Annotated in this window: 9 protein-coding genes, 1 tRNA gene and 1 pseudogene; 10 read left to right on the plus strand and 1 reads right to left on the minus strand. The window is 64.8% G+C overall.

Annotated features, from left to right (window positions below; translation table 11 throughout):
• The first annotated feature begins 60 nt into the window (after positions 1–60).
• Positions 61–642, plus strand: coding sequence for a TetR/AcrR family transcriptional regulator (locus ACQPZW_RS48170; RefSeq protein WP_433792656.1), 582 nt, complete (start codon positions 61–63; stop codon positions 640–642).
• A 356-nt stretch (positions 643–998) separates the two neighbouring features.
• On the opposite strand, the gene ACQPZW_RS48175 is transcribed toward ACQPZW_RS48170, so the two are convergent.
• Positions 999–1,082 (minus strand) — tRNA-Arg (locus ACQPZW_RS48175).
• A gap of 453 nt (positions 1,083–1,535) precedes the next feature.
• On the opposite strand from ACQPZW_RS48175, the pseudogene ACQPZW_RS48180 reads away from it, so the two are divergent.
• The 9 genes and pseudogenes from ACQPZW_RS48180 (at position 1,536) to ACQPZW_RS48220 (ending at position 23,617) form a co-directional block, all read left to right on the plus strand.
• Positions 1,536–2,564 (plus strand): annotated as a pseudogene (locus tag ACQPZW_RS48180) (ISAs1 family transposase).
• Positions 2,565–2,842: 278 nt separating this feature from the next.
• Entirely contained in the window at positions 2,843–3,508 is a 666-nt protein-coding gene (locus tag ACQPZW_RS48185) for a DUF4433 domain-containing protein (protein WP_433797867.1), read from the plus strand.
• A gap of 13 nt (positions 3,509–3,521) precedes the next feature.
• Complete coding sequence (gene darG, locus ACQPZW_RS48190; protein ID WP_433792657.1) at positions 3,522–4,577, plus strand: type II toxin-antitoxin system antitoxin DNA ADP-ribosyl glycohydrolase DarG; 1,056 nt, start codon at positions 3,522–3,524, stop codon at positions 4,575–4,577.
• A 1,310-nt stretch (positions 4,578–5,887) separates the two neighbouring features.
• On the plus strand, positions 5,888–10,105 hold the full coding sequence (gene pglW, locus ACQPZW_RS48195) for a BREX system serine/threonine kinase PglW (RefSeq protein ID WP_433792658.1): 4,218 nt from the start codon (positions 5,888–5,890) through the stop codon (positions 10,103–10,105).
• A 2-nt stretch (positions 10,106–10,107) separates the two neighbouring features.
• On the plus strand, positions 10,108–13,656 hold the full coding sequence (pglX, locus tag ACQPZW_RS48200) for a BREX-2 system adenine-specific DNA-methyltransferase PglX (RefSeq protein WP_433792659.1): 3,549 nt from the start codon (positions 10,108–10,110) through the stop codon (positions 13,654–13,656).
• A 31-nt stretch (positions 13,657–13,687) separates the two neighbouring features.
• A complete protein-coding gene (locus tag ACQPZW_RS48205) occupies positions 13,688–17,434 on the plus strand; it encodes a DUF6079 family protein (RefSeq protein ID WP_433792660.1) in 3,747 nt (1,248 codons plus the stop codon).
• Complete coding sequence (gene pglZ, locus ACQPZW_RS48210) at positions 17,431–20,196, plus strand: BREX-2 system phosphatase PglZ (protein ID WP_433792661.1); 2,766 nt, start codon at positions 17,431–17,433, stop codon at positions 20,194–20,196. Before ACQPZW_RS48205 ends, pglZ begins: the two co-directional genes overlap by 4 nt.
• The gene (brxD, locus tag ACQPZW_RS48215) at positions 20,193–21,500 is read left to right on the plus strand and encodes a BREX system ATP-binding protein BrxD (RefSeq protein WP_433792662.1); all 1,308 of its coding nucleotides are present in this window, start codon (positions 20,193–20,195) and stop codon (positions 21,498–21,500) included. Before pglZ ends, brxD begins: the two co-directional genes overlap by 4 nt.
• Positions 21,497–23,617 carry a DEAD/DEAH box helicase gene (locus ACQPZW_RS48220; protein ID WP_433792663.1) on the plus strand — a complete coding sequence of 707 codons (2,121 nt, stop codon included), beginning with the start codon at positions 21,497–21,499 and terminating at the stop codon, positions 23,615–23,617. Before brxD ends, ACQPZW_RS48220 begins: the two co-directional genes overlap by 4 nt.
• The last annotated feature ends 9 nt before the right edge of the window (positions 23,618–23,626 follow it).

A 23,626-nucleotide genomic window follows, 5' to 3' on the forward strand; every position in this document is an offset into this window, starting at 1 on the left:
TTCACTATTGCACGGGTCGTTCAATTGAGTCCAGCCGGTTCGATAGTTAGGATCGGAGCTGTGAGTGATCAGGTAGCGGCGGCCGACCCCCGGATCGTGCGGACCAGGCGCGACGTGGTCGAAACGGTGAGTGCCCTGCTGCTGGAGGACGGGTGGGAAGCCGTCACGCACGCGGCAGTCGCCACCAGGTCGGGGTATGCCAAGGGCACGGTCTACGCCCACTGGCCCACCAGGCTGGATCTCGTCCGCGCGGCGATCGAACAGATCTGCGACGCCGCGCACCACCCGGCGCCCACCGGAGACCTGCACGCCGACCTGCGCGCGGGTCTGCACGATTTCGCGACCGACCTGTCCGAGAGACACCTCGACCGCCTGCTCGCCGGCGTCATCGAACGCACCGGGCAGGGCGAGGTCGTGCGCTCCCTACGACGCAGGCTCTACGACACCGGAACGAGCGGACTACGCGCGATCCTCGACGCACACATCCACCCGGACGACATCGCCCCGGTCCTCACCCAACTCACCGGCGCGGTCCTCGTCCGGGTAACTTTCGAGGGCGAGCCCGCCACCGACGATTTCATCGACGACCTCATCCACCGGGCCCTCACCAGCACCCGCCCACACCCGCAGCGCGGCCGCTAGAGCGTGTATCGAAGTCGTAGCCACTCGTGGATTGCGGCGATGGTCGGGCATTCCAGCCTTCTGGTCACCGCCGACACCTACATCAGCGCGCTCCCGACAGCCGGCGCCGCTGCGACCGCCGCTCTAGTTCTGGCCGCGGCCCGGCACACCCGCAAACGCATCAAGGAAAAGGCGGCCAAGAACAGGCCCGCCGCACGCGACGAAAAACAAACACCGTCGCGCCCGCCGCAACCAGTCCCGTCACGGAAAGTGATGACATCATGTGGCACCAACATGACACCGTCATCCACAGAGGCCGGATAGCAAGAAGGGCCTGACCGGCGTTTCCGCAGTTCAGACCCGTCTAAATCTTGTGCGCCCGAAGGGACTCGAACCCCTAACCTTCTGATCCGTAGTCAGATGACTAGTGGTCGCGGGTACACTCTGTAGCCTCCGGGCTTAAAGCCGTTTCCGAAGAAATATTAGCAGCTCAGGGCGACTCTACGTTTCCGCAGGTCTGGGCCGAGTGCATGATTCAAACGCCTCGCTGATCGATAGCCGCCACTCGAACGTGCTGATACGGTCGCGCCCGTGCTGAAACGGTTTCCGACATCCGATCACCACCGGATCACCACGCGACACCATCACACAGCGTAGAACCCGCTTCAATCGGTGCTGCTCAAGGCGAAGTGCCAAATGCCCCTGCTACCGAGACTACTGCGTCGTAACACCCGCCGTAGCGCCATGCGATCACCCGCGGATCACCATCCTGGACACGGCCGCGGCCCATCAGCCCGAGCACCCGCCGAAGTCCGTTGCTGACAGCAACCGCGGAGGGAAAGCATCTGATCTATAGTTCGGCACGGGTTCCGGACCCGCGGGACGCTCGGGGTCGGATCCATCCGCTGCCGGGGTTGATCGCGATCGCGGCGGTGGTCTCCGGTTCCAGTCGGGTCGTGGAGATCGTCGAGTGGGCCGCTGACCTGCCGGACGTGGTGTGGGACCGGCTCGGCGCCACCCGCGACGCGTTCACCGGCCTCCGGCGGGTGCCGGACGACAGCACCCTGTCGCGGGTGCTGACCGGCATCGACGCCGACGCCCTGGATGCGGCGGTGTGCCGCTGGCTGCTCGAGCGGGCGGGCCTGACCGGGGCGGGTCGGCGGGTGATCGCGGTCGACGGCAAGACGCTACGCGGCAGTGGCCCGGCCGGTGCCCAGGTACATCTGCTGGCCGCGTTGGACCAGGCTGAACAGATCGTCCTGGCGCAGATCGACGTCGATGGCAAGACGAACGAGATCAGCCGGTTCGCGCCGCTGCTGGAAGGGCTGGATCTGACCGGTGCGATCATCACGGCGGATGCGTTGCATACCTAGCGCGAGCATGCCCGCTGGCTGGTCGAGGAGAAGAAGGCCGGCTACGTCTTCGTCGTCAAACGCAACCAGCCACGACTGTATCGGCAGGTCAAGGCCTTGCCCTGGGCGAAGATCCCAGCCTTGGACGCCACCCGCGACCGCGGGCACGGCCGCTACGACATCCGTGAGTTGCAGGCCGTCACCTGCCTCGGAGCCCTCGCGCCGGACTTCCCGTACGCGGTGCAGGCCTTGCGGATCCGGCGCCGCCGCTACAACACGGCCACCGAGCGCTGGTCGACCGTCACCGTGTACGCCATCACCAGCCTCACCGCGGCTCAGGCCGGCCCCGAGGAGCTGACCGATTGGTTCCGCGGACACTGGGCCATCGAGGTTCTTCACCACATCAGAGACACGACATACCGCGAGGACGCCAGCCGCTTACGTTCCGGCAACGCACCCCGAGTACTGGCCACCCTCCGCAACACCGCGATCAGCCTCCTGCGTCTGGACGGCGTCACCTCGATAGCACCGGCCCTACGCCGAAACGGCCGAGACCCGTACCGATCCCTACAGCACCTTGGACTTGCCTAAAACGGGCATATCTCAACCTTGCGAAGACTCTGCGCCAGCACCGGGTCGACAAGCCTGGCAGCGGCAACGTTGCCCTCGGCGTACTCCACCCCCGCCGCTGGTCACCGATGCCGGCGAGGCACCGCAGCTGCTACGGGAACGGAACAGCCGCAGATTTGTCATACACCTTGCGTAAGATCCGACAGGCGGCTGACCAGACACTCTGGGCACCAGGGACAGAGAGCTAATCCTGTAAGGCGGTGAGAAGCGGAATGGGGTACTTCTCGGAATCGGGCTTTATGGCTCGCGGGCGGGACAAGCCTCGACGGGACAACGTGAGGGACTGGATCGTCTGGCACTTCACCCATATCAGCAATATTCCAAATATATGCCAGCAGGAACGACTACTCCCTTCGTCCGCCATACAACCCAGCAGGAGTGTTGCCAACAAAGAGGTTAAAGAACGCAGAACGTTTGCCGTAGCACCAGACGAGTCATACCCTAAGTCCACGGTTAGGGAACACGTCCCATTCTATATTGCCGCCAAATCACCCATGCTGTTTGTCGTTACATCTTCAGGTAGCGACGCGTTCAAGGCACCAAGCTCTGAACTTGTCTTCTTTGGCGTTGTCGTGGCTGATCTCGTAGACGCTGGACTAACCTGGTGCTTTAGTAATGGAAATGCAGCATCAAGTTACACCAGCTTTAACAGAGACTTAGATCAGATCGGCAACTTTGTGGACTTTGACCTCCTTTGCGCAACAATGTGGGGAAAGACGACCGACGACGGCTCCCGACCTAGCCGCAGAGCCGCTGAGTGCTTGGTACTTAATGAGGTCCCCCTAAGCCTCATATCGCTGGTGGCGACGCGTACTGCTCATACTCTGGAGAAAATTAGGGAAAATTTTCGCGACGACGCTCCGCGTCGGATTTTTAAAGCTACCGACGTCCTGTTTTACAATTGATGGGGGGTTAACGATGATTAATATTGTTAAAGGCGACCTACTTGCCGCTGATACAGATGCCTTAGTAAATACCGTCAACTGTGTTGGGGTAATGGGAAAAGGAATCGCACTTCAATTCAAGCGTCGATACCCCGCCGTCTTTAAGGCATACGAGACCGCATGTAAGCGCGGCGAGGTTCGGATTGGCGAAATGCTAGTCGTGCCCACCAATCAGATGGATGGACCGCGGTACGTTATCAATTTTCCAACCAAAAAGCATTGGCGGTCACCCTCCCGGCTCGAATATATTAAGGACGGCCTAGCCGACCTTCGACGCACTATAGAAGAATACGACATTCGGTCCGTGGCAATTCCACCTCTAGGCGCCGGAAACGGAGGACTCGACTGGGCCGATGTCGAGCCCTTAATCATGGACAGCCTCGGCACGCTCCCAGACGTTACAGTGGAGTTATTTGCACCCTCATCCGGCCACCGCGATATTGTCGGGTTGGCCGAAATGAGGATGACGTGGGGCAGAGCAGTTCTGATCGATCTCTTGCTGTCCTATGTCTCCCGGCGTGCATCCGTCGAACCCTGGGAAGACCTTACTGGCGCATCGCATCTCGAGATACAGAAGCTGATGTATTTTGCGAACGAAGCAGAACCTGGGCTGAAGCTGGATTTCACTCCGGGCCGTTACGGGCCATACAGCGAAAGGGTGCGGCATCTCGTTCAAGAGATGGAGGGCGCGTTCCTATCCGGGCACGGCGACGGAAGTGCGACTGCACTTGCGCTCGAACCCATTGCTCCAACAGATCGAGCCAAGAACGAACTTGGCGGATTCCGCAGCGAAGAACGTGGGATCGCTGCACATAGTTTAGTCCAGAAGGTGCTGGATCAAATTGAAGGATTCGAAGGCCCTTATGGGCTGGAACTCCTAGCGAGCACCCATTGGGTTGTCGCGCACGAGGAAAGCAGAGCAGAAGTTGCTAAGCGTGTACGCGGATGGACTAAGCGTAAGGGGCGAATCTTCACTGATGCCCATATTGATGTGGCCGTAGCGCACCTTGACCGGATAGGGGCGCTGTAGAAGTCCGCGGCCGGTGTTCCCGACGAGATCGGGTTCGCCACCAAACCGCAGCCGGGCGCCGACTGATCGAGACCGCCCTGACCAGCGGGCTGGCCTGCCGGTGGGTCACCGGCGACGAAGCCTACGGCGGTGACCCCACGCTGGCCGCCGCGCTATGCGGCCAGCGGCTCGGCTATGTCCTGGCTGTCGCCTGCTCGCCTCGCATGCCACCTGTCTCGGCATTCACCGTGCCGGATCGCCGGCGGCCGTGCCCGACCACGCCGCGGCAGCGACTGTCAGACGGGGCCGACGTTGCGGTACGCGCGTCACTCAACGCGATACGCGCCGGGCCTTCGTCGACATTGCACCGTCAGCGGAACCCGGCGGTGAGCCGGCCGCCCAGAACGCACACTACGCTCGCGGGGGTGGCGATCAAGCGAAGCCCGCCGAGGTGCGCACCCCTGGGTTGCAGTACAGGTGATCGCTGGACCAGTGCTTTGGTAGACCTCTCATATTTAGAAGATCGTTATATGGATAAGGTTGAAGGCATGACGTAACCTCGATGTTCGTGCAGCTCCTGTCCGTCAGCGCGCCGGTTACTCAACAGCCCACTGTATGGGGAAATATTGGGCTAGCTCTCCTGTTGCTAGCCGGCCTCTCGGGATACCTTTGCTACCGAGTGGGCTTCAAGGTCCAAGCCAAGTGCCTTGTGATTGGCAAATCCACCGCGAAGCCATGCGGGAATGACGCCAAGGTTGTCCTTGGTTGCGATCAGCATCATAAATGGCAGAAGCCTTGGGCCTGGATTCGCCATCTAGGCGCTGCTTCCTGGCTAGACCGTTGGTTCCACCGGCTTCACATCACTCCTCCCTCGTTCGCACCGGTTCCTATTCCTGCGGTCCAAGTGCCGAACCGTGACGCAGCAGGCACGCCAGCTCCGCTGCAGCGGCCCGGATCGAAAATGACCCAAGAAGTCCGTATTGCGATGTGGGCCCTAGTGTTTGCGATCATCCAAGCTAGTACAGGCATCATCGCCCTAGTTCTGGCGAAGTAACCGCGAGAGTCGAGCCAGTGTAGCCGGGCGTCGCGAGTCTTCGGCCTAGAATGATTGCCATAGTCAGTCAGCGGTGTCGTCGACAACTACCCTCGTTCAGCCATTCGCCTGAACCTCTCTGACCATTCGGCCACCATGAATCCCACCGATGCATATCTCCCTCGCAGCGAGTCAACTGACTGAACTGAGGCGGCGACTACCGCTGCGGACCGGATATGCTCCTGCGGCCGGGGCGGTAGGTTCAGGGACGAACCAGGCGCGGTGCGGAGGGTGAACAGTGGCAGAAGCTCGGGAAGGCAGATGGATTGAGGTCTCGCCGTCGCAGTTCCCGCATGAGGCTGAGGGCCTAGCACTGGTCCGCTCGATCATGCCCGACGAGACGCCGTTTCGCGCCTGGTCAAACTTCGAGTTCCGCGACTCGCGGGGTCGGTGGCATGAGGTAGACCTCCTCTTACTCGGTCGCAAACAACTCCACCTCATCGAGCTCAAGTACTACTCCGGCACCCTCCATGGCGATGATCAGCGCTGGGCCCGTGACGGCCGTCGGCCGGAGGATTCCCCGCTCAAGCTAACGCGGCGTAAAGCGCAGTATTTCGCGAGCAAGCTGAAGGACGAGCTGCGCCTGTGGGCACAGGAGCAGAACGTTCAGGTTCCCGACGAGCGAGACGTCATCCCGTTCGTCCAGGAGTCGGTTTTTCTGCACCATCCCGACCTCCGCTGTGCTCTCAGCGCGTCCAGTGCGATCAACCTTTACGGCTTGGACGACCAGAGCTCCCGCAGCAACCTCCCGGGGGTCTCTGACCTGGTGTTGGAGCCCGCGGGTCGGCGGGCGATCGGCCCGAACCAGGAGCACATCCTGGTCATGCTGCTCGAACGCATCGGCCTTGTGCAACGCCGGGAGCGTGAGGCGGGCTCCTGGGTCATCGAGGACCAGGCCATCGACTCCGACGAGGGCTGGCAGGACTGGCTCGCCTACCACCGGGTGGTCCAGCAAGACCGCGCCCGGATCCGGTTCCGGGTCTTTCCACCTACTGCCGGCCAGCAGGAGCGCGCGTCGGCGCGGCAGATCGCGGAGCACGAGTTCCGCATCATGTCGCGGCTGCAGCACGATGGGCTGCTGCGTCCGCGTGACCTGGTCGAATCAGAACTCGGCATCGGGCTCGTCTACCCCTACGACCAGCAATGGCAGCGCCTTGACCTATGGCTGGCCGGCCAGGATCAGGGTGTGCCGCTGGCAACGCAGTTGTCGATGATCCGCCAGATCGGTGAGGCTTTGCAGTATGCCCATAACAACCGGGTCGTTCACCGCGGGCTGATTCCGCCCGCTGTCTGGGTGCGTCCGGTGCCCGGCACCCAGAGCGACGTCAAGGTACGGGTCGGTGACTGGCAGGGCGCCGGAAACGTCCAGAATGGCTCTGCCTCAAAATCTTCGCTCCACGGCGTGACTTCCCTGGTCGACGCGGCCCTCGCGGACCACGGGTCGGGAGTGGTGGAGGTGTTCAGCGCCCCTGAAGGGACCTGGAGCCCGGACGCAGACCGGATCCGGCTCGATGTTTTCGGCCTGGGCACACTCGCCTTCTACCTGATCACCGGAAGACCGCCGGCGCCCAGCCGGAGCGCTCTCAAGCAGCGGTTGCGCGACCAACACGGCCTCGACCTGGCGATCGAGTTGCCTCAGGTCCCGTCGACGCTGCGGTCGCTGGTCCTCAAAGCAACCGATCCGGCGCCCAGCCGACGGACGGCCGACGTCGCGACCTTCCTGTCGCAACTCGCCACGGCCGAACGTGAATCCGCGACACCAAGCGAGGAGACCGATCCGCTGGAGGCGGCACCCGGAACCGTCCTCGACGGGAGGTTCCGGCTGATCCGGCGTCTCGGGCAGGGTTCGACCGCTGTGGGTCTGCTCGTACAGGATCTCCACATCGACGGAAACGGCGAGTGCGTCCTGAAAGTGGCCCTCGACGACACCGCCGCGACCCGTCTCGACGACGAGGCAGAGGTCCTGCGACGCCTCGACGCCCCGCGGATCGTGAAAGTTCTCGAAGGACCGATCGTCGTCGGCGGCCGGCGAGCCCTCCTTCTCGAAAGCGCCGGGCCGGAGACCCTCACGACCGCACTGCGGGCGCGTACGCGGCTCTCGATCGACCTGCTCGAACGATACGGAACGGACCTGCTCGACAGCCTCGTCACCCTGGACAAAGCAGGGATCGACCACCGCGACATCAAGCCTTCCAACCTGGGCGTACGAGAAAGCCGCGGCGACCGCACCAAGCATCTGATCCTCTTCGACTTCTCGCTGACCCGGGCCGCGGCCTCCGCTATCCAGGCCGGCACCCCGCCATACCTCGACCCGTTCCTCATCGGCACCCGGGACCGGTACGACTCGGCCGCGGAACGATATGCCGCTGCAGTGGTTCTCTTCGAGATGGCGACCGGCAGCACGCCCGTGTACGGGGACGGCGCCGGAGATCCGGGGAGCATCCAGGACGAGGCGACCATCCGGCCAGAAATGTTCGACGAGACACTCGCCGGAGACCTGGCCGATTTCTTCCGCAAGGCTCTGGCCTGCGATGCCAGCGCCCGGCACCACACCGCGGAGGGCATGCGGGCCGCGTGGCTGGCGATCTTCGCGCAGGGCGCCACGACGGAGCCGGACGAGTCCTACGACGAGCTGGCAGCCCAGGCGACACTGACCACGCCGCTGCGTGACTCCGGGCTGAACGCCCGTGCATTGTCGGCGCTGGAGCCCTATGCCGTACAGACGGTCGGCGAACTACTGACCGTCGACCCGGTGCAGCTGTCCCGCCTCCAGGGCGTCGCGAACGCGACTCGTTTGCAGATCACCGCGCGTATCAAGGAGTGGCGTGCCCGGCTCGGAGCCCAGATCGGCGCGACCGAGCGCAGCGGTCCGGAGCTGACTCCCGCAGACGCCGCGGATCTGTTACTCCGCGCTGTCGCGACGCCTCGCTCACCGTCACGCGGCGGCGTGGTTCGCTTGATCCTCGGATTCGGCACGACACTCGATGCCTTCGCGACACACGCTCACCTCGGAGCGAACCTCGACGAGCCGGTTCAGCAGTCGCGCATCACGACGCTGCTCGGAACCCTGCAGGAGCGGTGGGCCGGCGACCATGAGGCGCGGGCGCTTCTCGACCGCTTGGCCGACGCCGTCTCGGCCCGCCTCACCGAACTCGGCTCGGTCGCGACGGTCGCCGAGTTGACCCGCACGGTCGTCGAAACACTCCGACCCGGGACGCATCAGGACGAACGGCTGGCTCGTGGCCTGCTCCGCTTCGCGCTGGAACGTCGCAAGGCGATGAACAAGGCTGACGGATCGCAGGCACCCGTCTGGGTACGCCGGCGCGGAGGGCTGGTCACGCTGCTGGCCGAGGACCAGGCACTGTGCGATGTCGCCGAGTCGCTCGCCGCGGAGGCGGACCGTCTGGTCAACGCGACCGGCGACCTCGCGAACACCGTCATTCCGGCCCAGCGCGCGCAAGCCCGCCTCGAAGCGGCTGTCCCCACTGAAAGCAGCTGGCCGTCGGCCCTCGCCGACCCGCTGCGCCGGGTGAGTCTGGCCGCCGCAGCATCGACCTTCGCGGCGGCCTCAGGCGCCGCCGATCTGCACCACCGCGATTTCACCGCGGTGGCGGCCCTGGCCCAGACCTTCGCTGACTTCGGCGGGCAGCAGCTCACCCCAGATGAGATCCGCGAACGAGTACGGGTGCGGTTCCCCGCGGTGTCGGAGCTGCCGCGGAGGCCGGCGCTCGACGGTCTGATTGCGGATGCCGGCCTCGGCTTGACCTTCGACGACCGGCTTCGGGTCTACCGCGCTCTGCACACGGGTGCGGCGACAACCGGGCTAGACTCCCGGTCGGCGACCAGTCTTGCGACGATCACCTCCCCGGTGGGAACCACGGGCGCGCTGGGTGCCCGGTTGGAAACCTCGATCGGCAGCCGCTCGTTCCTCGCACTCGGCACCCGCGCCGATCGTCTGGGTCGCCTGATCGATGCGGCCCAAGCCCGGTATGGGGCGACGGCGGTGGACCTGACCGGCGCCTTGCTGGAAGCGCTGCGCTCGGTCTCTGCGGCTGCCAACATGCCCTGGGATCTGGTGCGTGCCGCCGACGCCGAACGAGAGTCAAGCCGCCCCCGCCGAGGCCTGGAAGAGCTGATCCGCCGATCCTGGCCCGAGGTCGAAGCCGCCGTCGAGCGGGCGCTCGCTGCGGGACGTGAGGACTCGCCCGTGCTACTCACGGACGCCTCGCCGCTCGCCCGCTACGACAACATGGCGCTGCTGACCCGCTGGACCGATCTGGCCGCCCCGCGCCGCCGGGCGGTCTGGCTGCTCGTGCCGCAGCTCAACGGCAACCACGGTCCCGTGGTCGACGGCCAGCCGGTCCCGCTCGCCGCACCCAACCAGTTCGTCAACCTCGACAACGAGTGGATCGACAGCACGGCTGCCCTGAACGCAGCCACCCAGAAGGAGCAGTAGTAATGGCGGTCTCAACGGGGTTGACGGCAGCGCTCAAGAAGGTGGTCCTCGATCTGGAGGACGACCTCCGCGAACGCGTCGCGTCCCAGCCGGAGGTGTCGAAGGCATGGGATATCGAATGGCGTGACGCGGTAAGCCGCAACCGGACGGCCATGTCGTGGCAGGAATGGCGCGACGACCGGGTGACACAGGCGGCCGTCGCGTGGGTGCTGACCACGGTCTTCGTGCGTTTCTGTGAGGACAACCGCCTACTCAGGCCGGTCTGGATTGCCGGACCCGCCGACCGTCGACAGGAGGCACTGGACGCGGAACTCGCCTACTTCCGCGCCCATCCAGAAGACACCGACCGCGAATGGGTGCTCCAGGCGGTCGAATACTTGCGGAGCACGAAGGCGACCCGGGATCTTGTCGAGTCGCATTCGCCGCTGTGGACGGTCTCTCCGTCAGGACAGGCCGCCAAACGGCTCATCTCCTTCTGGCGCGAACGCGCCGCCGACGGCGACCTCGTCTGGGACCTCGCCGATCCCGACCTGTCGACACGATTCCTCGGCGACCTCTACCAGGACCTCTCCGACTACGCCAAGAAGACGTTCGCTCTGCTACAGACGCCGGAGTTCGTCGAGGAGTTCATCCTCGACCAGACGATGGAGCCGGCGCTCGCCGAGCGACCGCTCGAAGGCTTCAAGCTCATCGACCCCACTTGTGGGTCGGGGCACTTCCTCCTTGGGGCCTTCGCCCGGCTCAACGATCGCTGGGCTGCGCACGCGCCGGGCATGGAGGTGCAGGCACGGGTACAGGAAGTACTCGATGCCATCCACGGCGTGGATCTCAATCCCTTCGCCGTCGCTATCGCACGCTTCCGCCTCATGCTCGCAGCACTCCGGGCGGCGGACCTGAAATCGTTGGAACAGGCGCCCGCATTCCAGTTCCACCTTGCTGCAGGCGATTCATTGCTACATGGACGATCTCAGTTAGCGCTGGAGCTGCCTGGCGTGGAGGACTATGACGCCGGGCTGAGCGGTTTCGCGTACGCGTCGGAAGACCTCGCGGCACTGCGTTCAATCCTTGAACCAGGAAAGTACGACGTTGTGGTGGGCAATCCGCCGTACATCACCGTCAAGGACAAAAAGCTGAACGCGGCCTATCGTGACCTATACCCAACATGCAAGGGAACGTATGCGCTGACGGTCCCGTTCATGGAACGGTTCTTCCAGCTGGCGAAGTCCGCCGCCGGTGACCGATCGGCTGGTTGGACCGGCCAGATCACATCCAACTCATTCATGAAGCGTGAGTTCGGTTCTCGACTGATTGAAGACTTCCTTCGCAAGCAAGATCTGAGGCTTGTTGTTGACACCTCAGGCGCCTATATTCCGGGGCATGGTACCCCGACTGTTATCCTTGTCGGGAAATCGCAATCTCCTGGTGCGGATACTGTAAGGGCTGCCCTTGGCATCCGTGGCGAGCCGGGGCAGCCGGAGGATCCCGCTAAAGGATTGGTCTGGTTGGCCATCGCTGATAATGTCGGCAGAATTGGTTTTGAGAACGAATACATCTCCGTCGTCAACCTTCCGCGGAAAGTCTTACTATCTCATCCCTGGAGCCTTGCTGGCGGCGGAGCGGACCGACTATTGGCCGCTGTGGAAAAGGCTGCTTTTCAGCGAGTCGGCCAGGTGGCCAGTGAAATAGGATTCGGAGCCGTCACGCGTGAGGACTCAGCGTTTATGATCGGCGCGGGCACTGCGAGACGCCATCGGATCGACGCCAATCACGTTCTTTCGATGGTCGAAGGGGACGTCACGCGCGACTGGCGGATTACTGACCCTGTCGGCTCTATCTGGCCGTATGACCACGTTTCACTAAAGGCTCAAGAAAGTGAAGCAATAACCCGCTTCCTGTGGCCATTCCGGCATATTCTAAGTTCGCGTGTTGCTTACGGCTTGACGCAGATTCAGCGAGGGCTCGAATGGTATGAGTACTCGATGTTCTTCACAAAGCGCTTTGAAATTCCATTATCGATTTCGTTTGCTTTCGTTTCAACACATAACCATTTCGTACTGGATCAGGGCGGTAAGGTATTCAAGCAGTCGGCGCCGGTGATCAAGTTGCCGGAGGGGGCGACGGAGGACGATCACCTTGCGCTGCTTGGAGTGCTGAACTCCTCAACGGCCTGCTTCTGGCTCAAGCAGAACTGCCATAGCAAGGGAAGCCAATCCGGCACTGGCGGATTCATGCATGACGCCTGGGAAGAGTTCTACGAATTCACAGGCACCACCTTGAAAGATTTCCCGCTGCCCAATGAGCTGCCGACCGCAAGGGCGCGGTCCCTCGACGGATTCGCTCGAACCCTCGCTGTCAATTTTAATTCAACCATGACGACCGACTCGAATCCTCCTTCTGAGGCTGCTATCAGAGATCTGCGCGCAACCACCGCGGAGGTGGAGCGCCGGATGATTGCCGAACAGGAAGAGTTGGACTGGGATGTCTATCGCATGTTCGGAGTCACCGATTGTGACTTCAGTTTTTCGGGGCAATTGCCGGGGCTGCGATTGGGTGAGCGAGCTTTCGAGATAGCACTTGCTCGCAGAGTTAAGGCTGGAGAGGAGTCGACGGAGTGGTTCGCTCGTCATGGGTCGACTCCGATCACGGATATTCCTGGGGATTGGTCGCAAGAGTATCGGGAGCTGGTTCAGCGTCGGCTTGATCTGATTGAGTCGAACAAGTCCATCAATCTGCTCGAGCGGCCCGAGTACAAGCGCCGTTGGGCAGCCGAGCCGTGGGAGAAGCGGGTCGAGAAGGCGTTGCGGGCGTGGCTGCTCGATCGGTTGGAGGTGCGTTCGTACTGGTTCGATGCTCAGGGGCGACCAACCGTGCGGTCGGTCGCTCAGCTCGCCGATAGCGTGACCCGCGACTCCGACCTCGTATCCGTCCTGCAGCTATGGGATGGCCGCAAGGATCGGTCAGTCACCCAGCAGCTTTCCACGCTGCTAGACACCGAGAGTGTGCCGTTCTTAGCCGCGTACCGGCTCAAGGATTCTGCTCTTCGCAAGCGTGGGGCCTGGGAACACACCTGGGATCTGCAGCGCCGCGAGGACAAGGGTGAGAAGGTCGGCACGATTCCGGTGCCGCCGAAGTATGCGACCGCGGACTTCAGGAAGCAGTCGTGGTGGCAGCACCGGGGCAAGCTTGACGTTCCAAAGGAACGGTTCATCCTCTACCCGGATGCGGGCCGCGAGACTGACTCCACCCAGTTGCTCGGCTGGGCCGGCTGGGATCACGCTCAGCAAGCGCTGGCTCTGAACGCGGTCATCGCCGAGCGGGAGGCCGAAGGCTGGGCCGACGAACAGCTCGTCCCCCTGGTCGCGGGCCTTGCGGAACTTCAGCCGTGGGTACGGCAGTGGCACGACGAGACCGACCCCACCTACCAGCTCAATTTGGCGGACTACCTGGAAGAGCAGCTACGTGGTCGTGCTCACCAGGTAGGCATGACGGTCGATCAGCTTGGCACCTGGAAACCGGCTGCTGCCGGTCGCGGACGGCGGCCGAAAGCGTGACAGCCATGACGATGCAGGTTGAGGAGAAGGCGTGAACACCCCGCTGCGCGACGTCATCACCATTCCCGAGCGGGCCGGTGCGGAGGACTACGTCCTGCGCCTGACCGATTCGGTAGGGCACAGCGCGGTCCAACGCACGCTCGACGAATACGTCGTCACCGATGCGCTGGTCGAAGCGTTCGACGCGGCTATGGGCCTGGTGGCTGAGAGCATCACCTCCGGTACGAGTCGTGGGTCGTTCCTGACTGGCTCGTTCGGTTCGGGTAAGTCGCACTTCATGGCCGTGCTGCATGCCCTCTTGCAGCATGAGCCCGCCGCCCGAGACAAACCTGAGCTTCATCCGGTGGTCGCCCGCCACGACCCCGTTCTGGCCGACCGGAAGATCCTGCCGCTCGCCTTTCACCTGCTCGGCGCGCGGACGATGGAGGAGGCCCTGTTCCAGGGGTACATCCGTCAGATGGCCGAGCGTCATCCTGGTGCGCCGCTGCCCGCCGTACACAAGTCTGATGCTCTTCTCGAAGATGCCGAGCGGTACCGAGCCCAGCTCGGTGACCAGCAGTTCTTCGCCGGCCTCAACGGCGAGGCAGATAGTGAGGGCGGTGGTGCGGCCGACCCGTGGGCTGCGGTGCTGGGTAAGGGACAGTGGGATGCGGTTCGTTACGCCGAGGCGCGTGCGGCGTCGGCGGCGAGTCCCAGTCGGCAGAAGCTGGTGTCGGCTCTGGTAGACGTGTACTTCCGCTCGTATACGCAGCAGGCGGAGTACGTCGACCTGGACACCGGACTGGCGGCGATCTCGGTACACGCCAAGAGCCTCGGCTACGACGCTGTGGTTCTGTTCCTCGACGAGCTGGTTCTGTGGTTGGCGTTCTCGGTGCAGGACCGCGAGTTCTTCCGCAGGGAGTCGCAGAAGCTCACCAAGCTGGTCGAGTCTTCCATCGGTGGGCGGCCGATTCCGCTCATCTCGTTCGTGGCCCGGCAGATGGATCTGCGGCGCTGGTTCGCCGACTCCGGTGCCAGCGGTGCGGAGCAGGACGCGTTGGATCGCGCCTTCCGCCATCAGGAGGGCCGTTTCGGCGTCATCCCGCTGGGCGACGACAACCTTCCGTACGTCGCGAATCGGCGCCTCCTGCAGCCCAGAGACGCTGAGGCTGCCGCGGTCCTTGAGGGCGCTTTCGGGTCGATCGACCGCCGCCCTGCGGTCTGGGATGTGCTTCTTGATGGTGTGAACACCGACGAGCGGCATCGCGGCTCCGATGAGAAGGCGTTCCGCCTCACCTATCCGTTCTCGCCGGCCTTGGTGTCCACGCTGCGTAGCCTGGCCAGCGTCATGCAGCGCGAGCGGACCGCGCTCAAGGTGATGCAGCAGATGCTCGTCGACCGACGCGAGACGATGACCATCGACCAGATCATTCCGGTCGGTGACTCTTTCGACCTCGTAGTGCAGGGGCAGACCGGGCAGGCGTTGGACGCCGAGGCTGCTGCGCTGTTCCGATCGGCCAACAAGCTGTACACGGACAAGCTGCGACCGCTGCTGCTCGGCATCCACGGCATCGACGAGCGGACCCTTCGTGAGGAGCCGGAGAAGGTTCCGCCCGGGTTCCGTACCGATGATCGGTTGGCCAAGACTCTTCTGCTGTCGGCCGTCGCCCCGAGGGTGCCGGCGCTGATGGCGCTGACCGCGGCCCGGCTCGCGTCGCTCAACCACGGTTCAATCGTGTCGCCGCTGCCGGGCGGTGAGGCGGCCGTGGTGCTGTCCAAGGTGCGTACCTGGGCCCGGGACATCCCGGAGATCCACCTCGACGGCGACGACCGCAACCCGACTATTCGGGTTCAGCTGTCCGACGTCGACTACGAGTCGATCGTGGAGCGCGCGAAGGCCGAGGACAACGAGGGTCGGCGCCGCGAGCTGCTGAAAGACCTTGTCAGCGAGAGTCTTGGTGTCACGCTGGCGTCGCAGGACCTGCAAGGCGCTTATCCGTTCGACTTCGTCTGGCGGGGCTCGAAGCGCAAGGTCGATGTGCTTTTCGGTAACGTCCGCGACCGTAGCTGGCTCTCCGACGACCACTTCCGGGCAGCTCCGGACACCTGGCGGGTCGTCATCGACCATCCGTTCGACGACCCGGGCCACTCCACGGTCGAGGACCTACAGCGGCTGGACGAGATGGTGGCCCGGGGCGTGCAGGAGCGCACCGTGGTGTGGTTGCCTCGGTTCCTGTCGAATGACAAGATCCGCGAGCTGCGGCGCCTGGTCATCCTGAACTGGCTGCTCGACGGCAGCACCGAACGCTGGCAGGGTCACGCCGACCACCTCAACGAAGCCGACCGTGCCCTCGCCCGGTCGATCCTGGAATCCCAGCGCAACACGCTGCGGCGCAGCCTTGAGGACGCGGTGCAGCAGGCGTACGGCGCCGCGTCACCACGCCCGGGCGTACTCCTCGAAGACGCGTCGCACGAACGGACGCTGTTCTCCTTCGAGCGGCGCTTCGCCCCCGCCAATCCGGTCGGCGCCACGCTCGGTCAGGCCTTCAACAAGCTGCTCGATGAGGCGTTCAAGGCCCTCTACCCCGCGCATCCGGTCTTCGAGCCAGGCGACGTCGAGGTCAAGGTTCGCGACCTCAAAGCCGTTGCCCGGTACGTCGCGCAGACTGCGGCGGACAGTGAGAAACGCGTCGAGCTACAGGTCGACGCCGCCGTGGTTCGACGGATCGCGGAGCCGCTCGGCGTCGGTAAGGCCACGGAGATGCATTACCTCTTCGGCGACGATCGGTTCACCCCGTGGGGTCAGGAGATCGAGCGGGCACTCGGCCGGCGAGCGCAGGAACAGGGCAAACCCGCCGACGGCCCGGTGTCCGTCGCGGAGTTGCGGCGCTGGATCCGGGACGTCTCGCCCGCCCATGGCCTGCGGGACGAGGTCGCTGACCTGGTTGTCATCGCGTGGGCGGCGCTGCGGCAGCGTGCTTGGTTCCAACAGGGTACGGCGCTGCCGGTCGTCCCGGAGCCTGGCTCGCTCACCCCGGTGATGGAGCTGCGCACTCAGGAACTGCCGTCCGCGGATGAATGGGAGACGGCACGCACCGTGGCCGGCGCGATGCTCGGTATCACGGCCAGTGCGTATCTCACCGCTCCTGCGGTGGCTGATTTCGTCGGGCAGGTCGCCACCAAAGCGGCGGAACTCGCGAAGACAGCGCCCGTGTTGGTGGGAGCGGTCGAGGCAGCGTACCGACGTTTGGCGATTGCGGACGGCAACCGGTTGAAGACCGCTAAAGCGTGTTCCGCGCTGATGCAGCAGCTGCGTCACCTGGACGGTGTCAAGCTCGTCCAGGTGCTGGCGAAGGCGGATCTTGGTGAGGCGACTCCCGTCGCCGCGGGTAAGTCGCTGGCTGCGGCGGACGCTGTTGAGAAGGCGCTCACCGCGTTTGCGTGGCACCGGCTGGACCCGCTTCGCGAAGCGATGAACGGCGAAGGAACCCGCGCCACGGATGCTGCTGCCGTCGTCAACGGCCTGCGGGCCGCTCTGGAGCAGGACGAGTTGCCCGTCCCGATCGGGCGGGCGCTTGCGTCCTGCGAGGATGGGATCTTCGGCTGGCTATCGAAGAGCACTGTGCCCCCGCCTGGTCCCCAACCCAAGCCGAAGCCGCCGGTGGTGTCTGGCCCGAGAGCCGGGAGTTCCAGTCGGGCTGGCGGAGCGGGAAACCGAGATGTCCTGGATCAGTTGCAGGCTTTCTTGAACGACAACCCCGAGGTCACCGTCGAGGTGACGTGGCGAGTGCTGCCGTGACCGTCGCCATGGCCGCACCGCGGGTGAGCGCGTCGATGGTGCTTGCCATCGTCGACGAAGCCCGTGCCAAGAACTACGGCAGTGGCGTCATAGGTATTCGTGGTGTCCCCGATCGGGCCATCACCGCCGACCTTCAACACCAGGGCCAGACCGTGCGGATCCGTGCGGCCGAGTCGGCGCTAGCTGCCCGCGAGCTGCTCGGCGAACACCGCGACGGCGACTGGCTCGTCGTCGTCACCGACCGTGACGACGGTGACCTCGGTGCCGGTATCCTCGCCCACTTCATCTGGCAGCGTTTGCGCAGCCCTGACCCGTGGGAGGCGGTGCGGACCCGTTTCGCTGCAAGCGGGATCGACCCTGCCCTGACCAGCCGACCGGACAACCGGGAGCTGGCCACGGCGTTGGTCGCGGCAACCCCGCAGGCGGGCTGGCCCGCAGCCCCGGCCGGTGTGCTCACCCGTACTCACGCGCTCGGTGCAGTTGCCGCGACCCACCTCGGCTTCGATACGGACACCGCAGACGTCCTCGGCGTCCTGCGCTGGTCGATCGCTGCGCAGAGCGTTGCCTCCCTCGGTGCTCTGCGCCGCAGCGTCGGAGACCTGCTGGCCGACACCACGCTCGACTGGATCGCCCAGCGTGCGGGCTCGGCTGCAGGCCCGATTCGTTCGCTACTGTCTCGCGGCGAACTCGCCGACGTTGTTCCGCTCGGTCTGGTTCTTCGCTTGCTGACTGCTGAACGATATGACCCGCCGACAGCGCATCAGGCCCAGCTGGCCCTGGTCCGGCTGGAACCGCGATGGGGCGATCCCAGTCCTTCGCCGGTGGCGTTGGCCGCACTCGGACAAGCAGCGGACACACTGTTGTCCGACCTGATTCATGATCGGCGTGCTGATGACGATGTCGCGCGCTCCCTCGACCGGGCCGACATCATTCTCAAGCAGCTCCAAGCCGAACCGCTGGCACGCTACTCAGAACTTCTCGCCGGCGGATTGCGAGCACGATTTGTCGCACTCGCCGACTTCCTGCGCCGGGCAGTCACTTCACCGGTCCGCGTCGACAACACGAATACCGTCGAGACCGCCTGGGCTGCAGTCCATACGCACCGGCTCGGAGCGACAACGCCGCTTCGGGTTCCGTTCGAGGCCGCGGTACGACTTGTCCGGTGGCTCACCGAGGTTGATCCTTCGCCCGGTGCTGCCTCGGATTCCCCTGCGCTCGGCGCGCTCGTGCGCCACTACCTCGACAGCGCGGCGTGGGCTGACGCGGCGATCAACGACGCATTCGGCGGCGTTGACGATCCCAGCTTGTCAAGTGCACTCCACGCCGTCGTCACCGCCGCGCAGCAGCGACGTCGCGCACAGGAACGTCGCTTCGCCTGGGCGCTCGCCTCAGCGCCGATCCCTACGGGCCGCGGCGTGCCAGCCGAATCGGGAACCATCTGGTACCTGGAGCAGTTGCTGCCAGGCAGCGTCATCCCGCTCGCCCGCAAGGCTCCGGTGCTGCTGCTGGTCCTCGACGGCATGAGCGCCGCCGTCGCAACGGAGATTCTGTCCGACGCGACTACACGACTCGGATGGCTTGAGGCTGCCCTGCCAGGATCCGGCAATCGACGAAGGACCGCAGCGCTCGCGGTGTTGCCGTCGGTCACGGAGGTGAGTCGCGCTTCTTTGCTCTCCGGCCGCCTGGCCCGCGGTCAGCAGCCCGAAGAACAGCGCGGGTACGCCGAGATCACCGCCAAAGGCGGAAAGATCACCGCACGGCTCTTCCACAAGAAGGCAGTGGATACGACGGCGGCAGGCTGGTCGGTCAGCCCGGACGTCGGCGGCGCTATCGATGACATCGAGCTGTCGCTGGTGACCGTTGTCCTAAACACGATCGACGACGCACTCGACCGCAGTGACCCCGCGGGCACGGTGTGGACCGCTGATGCCGTCAAGCATCTCGAACCGCTTCTCGCTCGGGCCGCAGCCGCGGGGCGGACGGTCGTCGTGACCGCCGACCACGGTCATATCGTCGAACGCCGCCAAGGCGCACAACGTTCGTACCCGAATATCTCCAGCGCTCGTTCTCGCACCGCCACCGCTCCCGTCCAGGATGACGAGATTGAGGTCAGTGGCCCGCGCGTTCTCACCGACGGCCACCGAGCCGTCCTGGCCGTCGACGAGACCCTCCGGTACGGACCTCTGAAGGCCGGCTACCACGGCGGAGCCAGCGCAGCGGAGGTCGTCGTCCCGGTCGCCGTCCTCATACCCGATGAGACCCGCAACCCGGCCGGACTGGACCTACTGCCGCCGCAGGAACCCACCTGGTGGCTCACCTCCGCAGCCGCTCCGCAGCCGTCTGCCACACCGCCGGTCTCGAAGGCCGCGAGCACCAAGAGTCGCGGCGATCGGCAAGACGGCCCGACCCTGTTCGACCTGACCCCTCAGACCGTCGAGCAACCGGCGGTGACGCTTGGCCGCGCCATCGTGACCAGCTCCGTCTACAAGGCGCAGCGGAGGATCACCGGCCGTCTCATCGTCACCGACGACCAGATCGCGAGCATCATCGACGCGCTGGTGGGGGCAGCCGCCAACCGGCTGGCACCTACCCTCGCGGCACAGGCCCTCGGTGTGGCGCAGACCCGGCTTCGGGGTGCGCTGACACAGGTTCAGCAACTGCTCAACATCGAGGGGTACGCCGTTCTGTCCGCCGAACCAGCGACCGGCACGGTCACGCTCGACGTCACCCTCCTCACCGAGCAGTTCGAGGTCCCCGCGTGACTCCAGACGTCTCCCAGCGCCGCCGACGCGAGGTGATCGACGCGCTTCGCCGAGGAACAGTCCCGGAGAGCGGACTCGACCTGCTCGCCGTCGGCCTCGACCGATTCTCCGCCGCTCTCGACGGCGAGCTCGACACGGTCAAGTCCGGCAGCGCCGTCTTCAAGGCAGTACGGGGCGAATACGGCGCCGGCAAGACCTTCTTCACGCGACACCTGGCCGAACGGGCTCTACGCCGCGGTTTCGCCGCGGCCGAGGTGCAGATCTCCGAGACCCAGACGCCGTTGCATCGGCTGGAGACCGTGTACCGGCGCATCACCGAGTCCATGCGGACGGCGTCGATACCACCCAGCGCGTTTCGCGCTGTTCTCGACTCCTGGCTGTTCACGCTGGAAGCCGATGCGCTCGAAGCAGATCCCACGGCCGAAGCAGACGTGGGCGCGGCGGTGGATCGACTCCTCGAACAGCGGCTTGCCCAGGTCAGCAAGCACTCCTCGCTCTTCGCGCTGGGGTTGCGTGGCTACCGGGCGGCATTGACCTCGGACGACACCGTCGTCGCGGACGGCCTGGCCGCGTGGATGGCCGGACAGCCGCAGGTCGCGGCGTCGGCGAAACGAGCCGCCGGGATCCGCGGCGAACTCGACCACTTCGGCGCCATGGCCTTTCTCCAAGGGCTGCTCACCGTCCTGCGGGACGCCGGCCATCCGGGATTGGTCCTCGTCCTCGATGAGGTAGAGACGCTGCAGCGAGTCCGCGGCGACGTCCGGGACAAAGCGCTCAACGCGCTGCGGCAGTTGATCGACGAGGTGCACTCGGGCCGTTTCCCCGGGCTGTATCTCGTCATCACCGGCACGCCGGCGTTCTACGACGGGCAGCAAGGTGTGCAGCGGCTCGCCCCGCTGGCGCAACGACTCGCTGTGGACTTCGGCACGGATCCGAGATTCGACAACCCCAGGGCAGTGCAGATCCGCCTGCCAGGCTTCACCATCGAGTCCCTGGTCGAGCTGGGCGCCCGCGTTCGCGACCTTTACGCCGACGGGTCAACTGCTCCCGACCGGATACGGACCCTGGTCGACGACGCGTACCTTGACCAACTGGCCCGTGCCGTCGCCGGTGGCCTGGGAGGAAAGATCGGCATCGTGCCGCGCCTGTATCTGAAGAAGCTGGTGGGTGATGTCCTCGATCGGGTCGACCAGTTCCCGGACTTCGACCCCAGGCAGCACTACGCGCCGACCATGTCGGCAGCGGAGATGACTGACGTGGAACGCAACGCCGCAAGCGCCGACGACATCACACTAGACGTGTGACCGCCGTCGACCTGCTGCATCCCGTACTGCTGCACCACATCGTCAACTCCCTGCAATGGCCGGGACTACGGCCCCTACAAGAAGCTGCGGTGAAACCGCTGCTGGCCGGTGAGGACACGCTCCTGCTCGCTCCGACCGCTGGAGGAAAAACCGAAGCGGCAGCGTTTCCGCTGTTGTCCCGGATGGCATCCGAGGGCTGGTCCGGAACCTCAGTGCTGTACCTCTGCCCGCTCAAAGCCCTGCTCAACAACCTGCTGCCACGCTGGGAACGCTACGCCGACTGGCTGGGACGGCGAGCCGCGCTCTGGCATGGCGACGTCACCGCGTCACGACGGCGAGCCATCCTGGCCGCCCGCCCGGACGTACTCCTGACCACACCGGAATCCCTGGAATCGATGCTGGTCAGCCGCAACGTTGACCATCGGGCGTTCTTCGCCGGCCTGCGGACCGTGGTCGTCGACGAGGTGCACGCCTTCGCCGGCGACGACCGCGGCTGGCATCTGCTCGCCGTCCTGGAACGCCTGACCCACCTCATCGGCCGTCCCGTTCAGCGGATCGGGCTCTCGGCAACCGTAGGCAATCCGGATCGCCTGCTCACCTGGCTGCAGGGCTCCGGCGCGGGTGTACGAGCCGGACGCGTCATCGCTCCTGATCTGCCAGTCGCCGCGACAGCGACTGCGGCTACACCTCCACCGGGCGAGATCGAACTCGACTTCGTCGGTTCCCTGCACAATGCCGCCACAGTGATCTCCGGGCTGCACTCCGGTGAAAAGCGGCTGGTCTTCTGCGAATCCCGCCAGGCCGTCGAACAACTCGGCAGCCTCCTGCGGGAACGCGGCATCACCACTTTCTTGTCGCACGCCTCACTGTCCGCCGACGAAAGAAGACGCTCGGAAGAGGCGTTCGCCGAGGCACGTGACTGCGTCATCGTTTCGACCAGCACACTCGAACTGGGCATCGACGTCGGCGACCTCGACCGCGTCATCCAGATCGACGCCCCCTCAACCGTGGCCTCATTCCTGCAACGACTCGGGCGTACGGGGCGACGGCCAGGCAGCATCCGTAACTGCCTCTTCCTCACCCGCAGCGGCGACGCTCTGCTGGAGGCAGCGGCCCTGCTGGTGCTCTGGGGCCGCGGATGGGTCGAGCCAGTCGTCGCCCCGCCCGAACCACGGCACATCGTCGCCCAACAGATGCTCGCGCTCTGCCTGCAAGAACACCGCGTGGGAGATCAGAACTGGACGCAGTGGTGGAACGGTCTCGACCCCTTCGGCCATGGTGCCACCCCGATCATTCGCCATCTCATCGATCAGGGCTACCTTGACAGCGACAGCAACATGCTCTACATCGGTCCCGAAGCAGAACGGCGCTTCGGGCACCGACACTTCATGGGCATGACCGCAGTATTCGTCGGAGCACCCGAGTTCACCGTTCTGGTAGGCCGCGAAGAACTGGGCCGCGTCGACCCCGCGCTGCTCACCGAGGAGGTGCAGGGCGACCGTCGACTGCTACTCAACGGGCGAAGTTGGCGGGTCACCTACATCGACTGGCGGCGCCGGCGCTGCTTCGTCGAGCCAGCCGACAGCGGCGGAAAGGCTCGCTGGACGACCGGAGGTTGGTCGGGTATCGGGTTCGAGCTGAGCCGCGCCATGCGCGAGGTGCTTCTCGGCGCCGATCCCCCGGTAAAACTCACCCACCGCGCAGCCAAACGCCTCGCACAAGAACGAGAAGAACGATCCTCGCTGGTGCATCCGGGTGGCAGCGTCATCCTTCGCGATCGGCACGGCGATGACCTGCGGTGGTGGACCTGGGCCGGCTTCCGCGCGAACGCCACCTTGGCAGCCACGTTGACCGAGGTGGTCGACCCGGTCCAACGCTTCGATGACTGCCAGATCCGCCTACGGGACAATCTCACCCGGGAAGAATGGCGGACACTCATCGCAGACGCCGATCAGCGTCTCTGCCTGCCCGAGGTCAATAAGAAGGCTCTCGACGGACTCAAGTTCAGCGAGGCGCTACCGGAGCGGCTCGCGCTGGCGACGCTGGCATCTCGCCTCGCCGATCCTGATGGCGCAACAGCGGTCCTCCAGGATCCGACACGGTTTGTTCAGATATAGCGAGACCAG

Source organism: Actinoplanes sp. CA-252034 (assembly GCF_050956125.1).
Classification (GTDB): domain Bacteria; phylum Actinomycetota; class Actinomycetes; order Mycobacteriales; family Micromonosporaceae; genus Actinoplanes.

What these genes read in the sequence shown, in the direction of transcription:
- ACQPZW_RS48185 (WP_433797867.1), top strand. Translation starts at nt 2,843, where the DNA reads ATGGCTCGCGGGCGGGACAAGCCTCGACGGGACAACGTGAGGGACTGG.
- darG (WP_433792657.1), top strand. Translation starts at nt 3,522, where the DNA reads ATGATTAATATTGTTAAAGGCGACCTACTTGCCGCTGATACAGATGCC.
- pglX (WP_433792659.1), top strand. Translation starts at nt 10,108, where the DNA reads ATGGCGGTCTCAACGGGGTTGACGGCAGCGCTCAAGAAGGTGGTCCTC.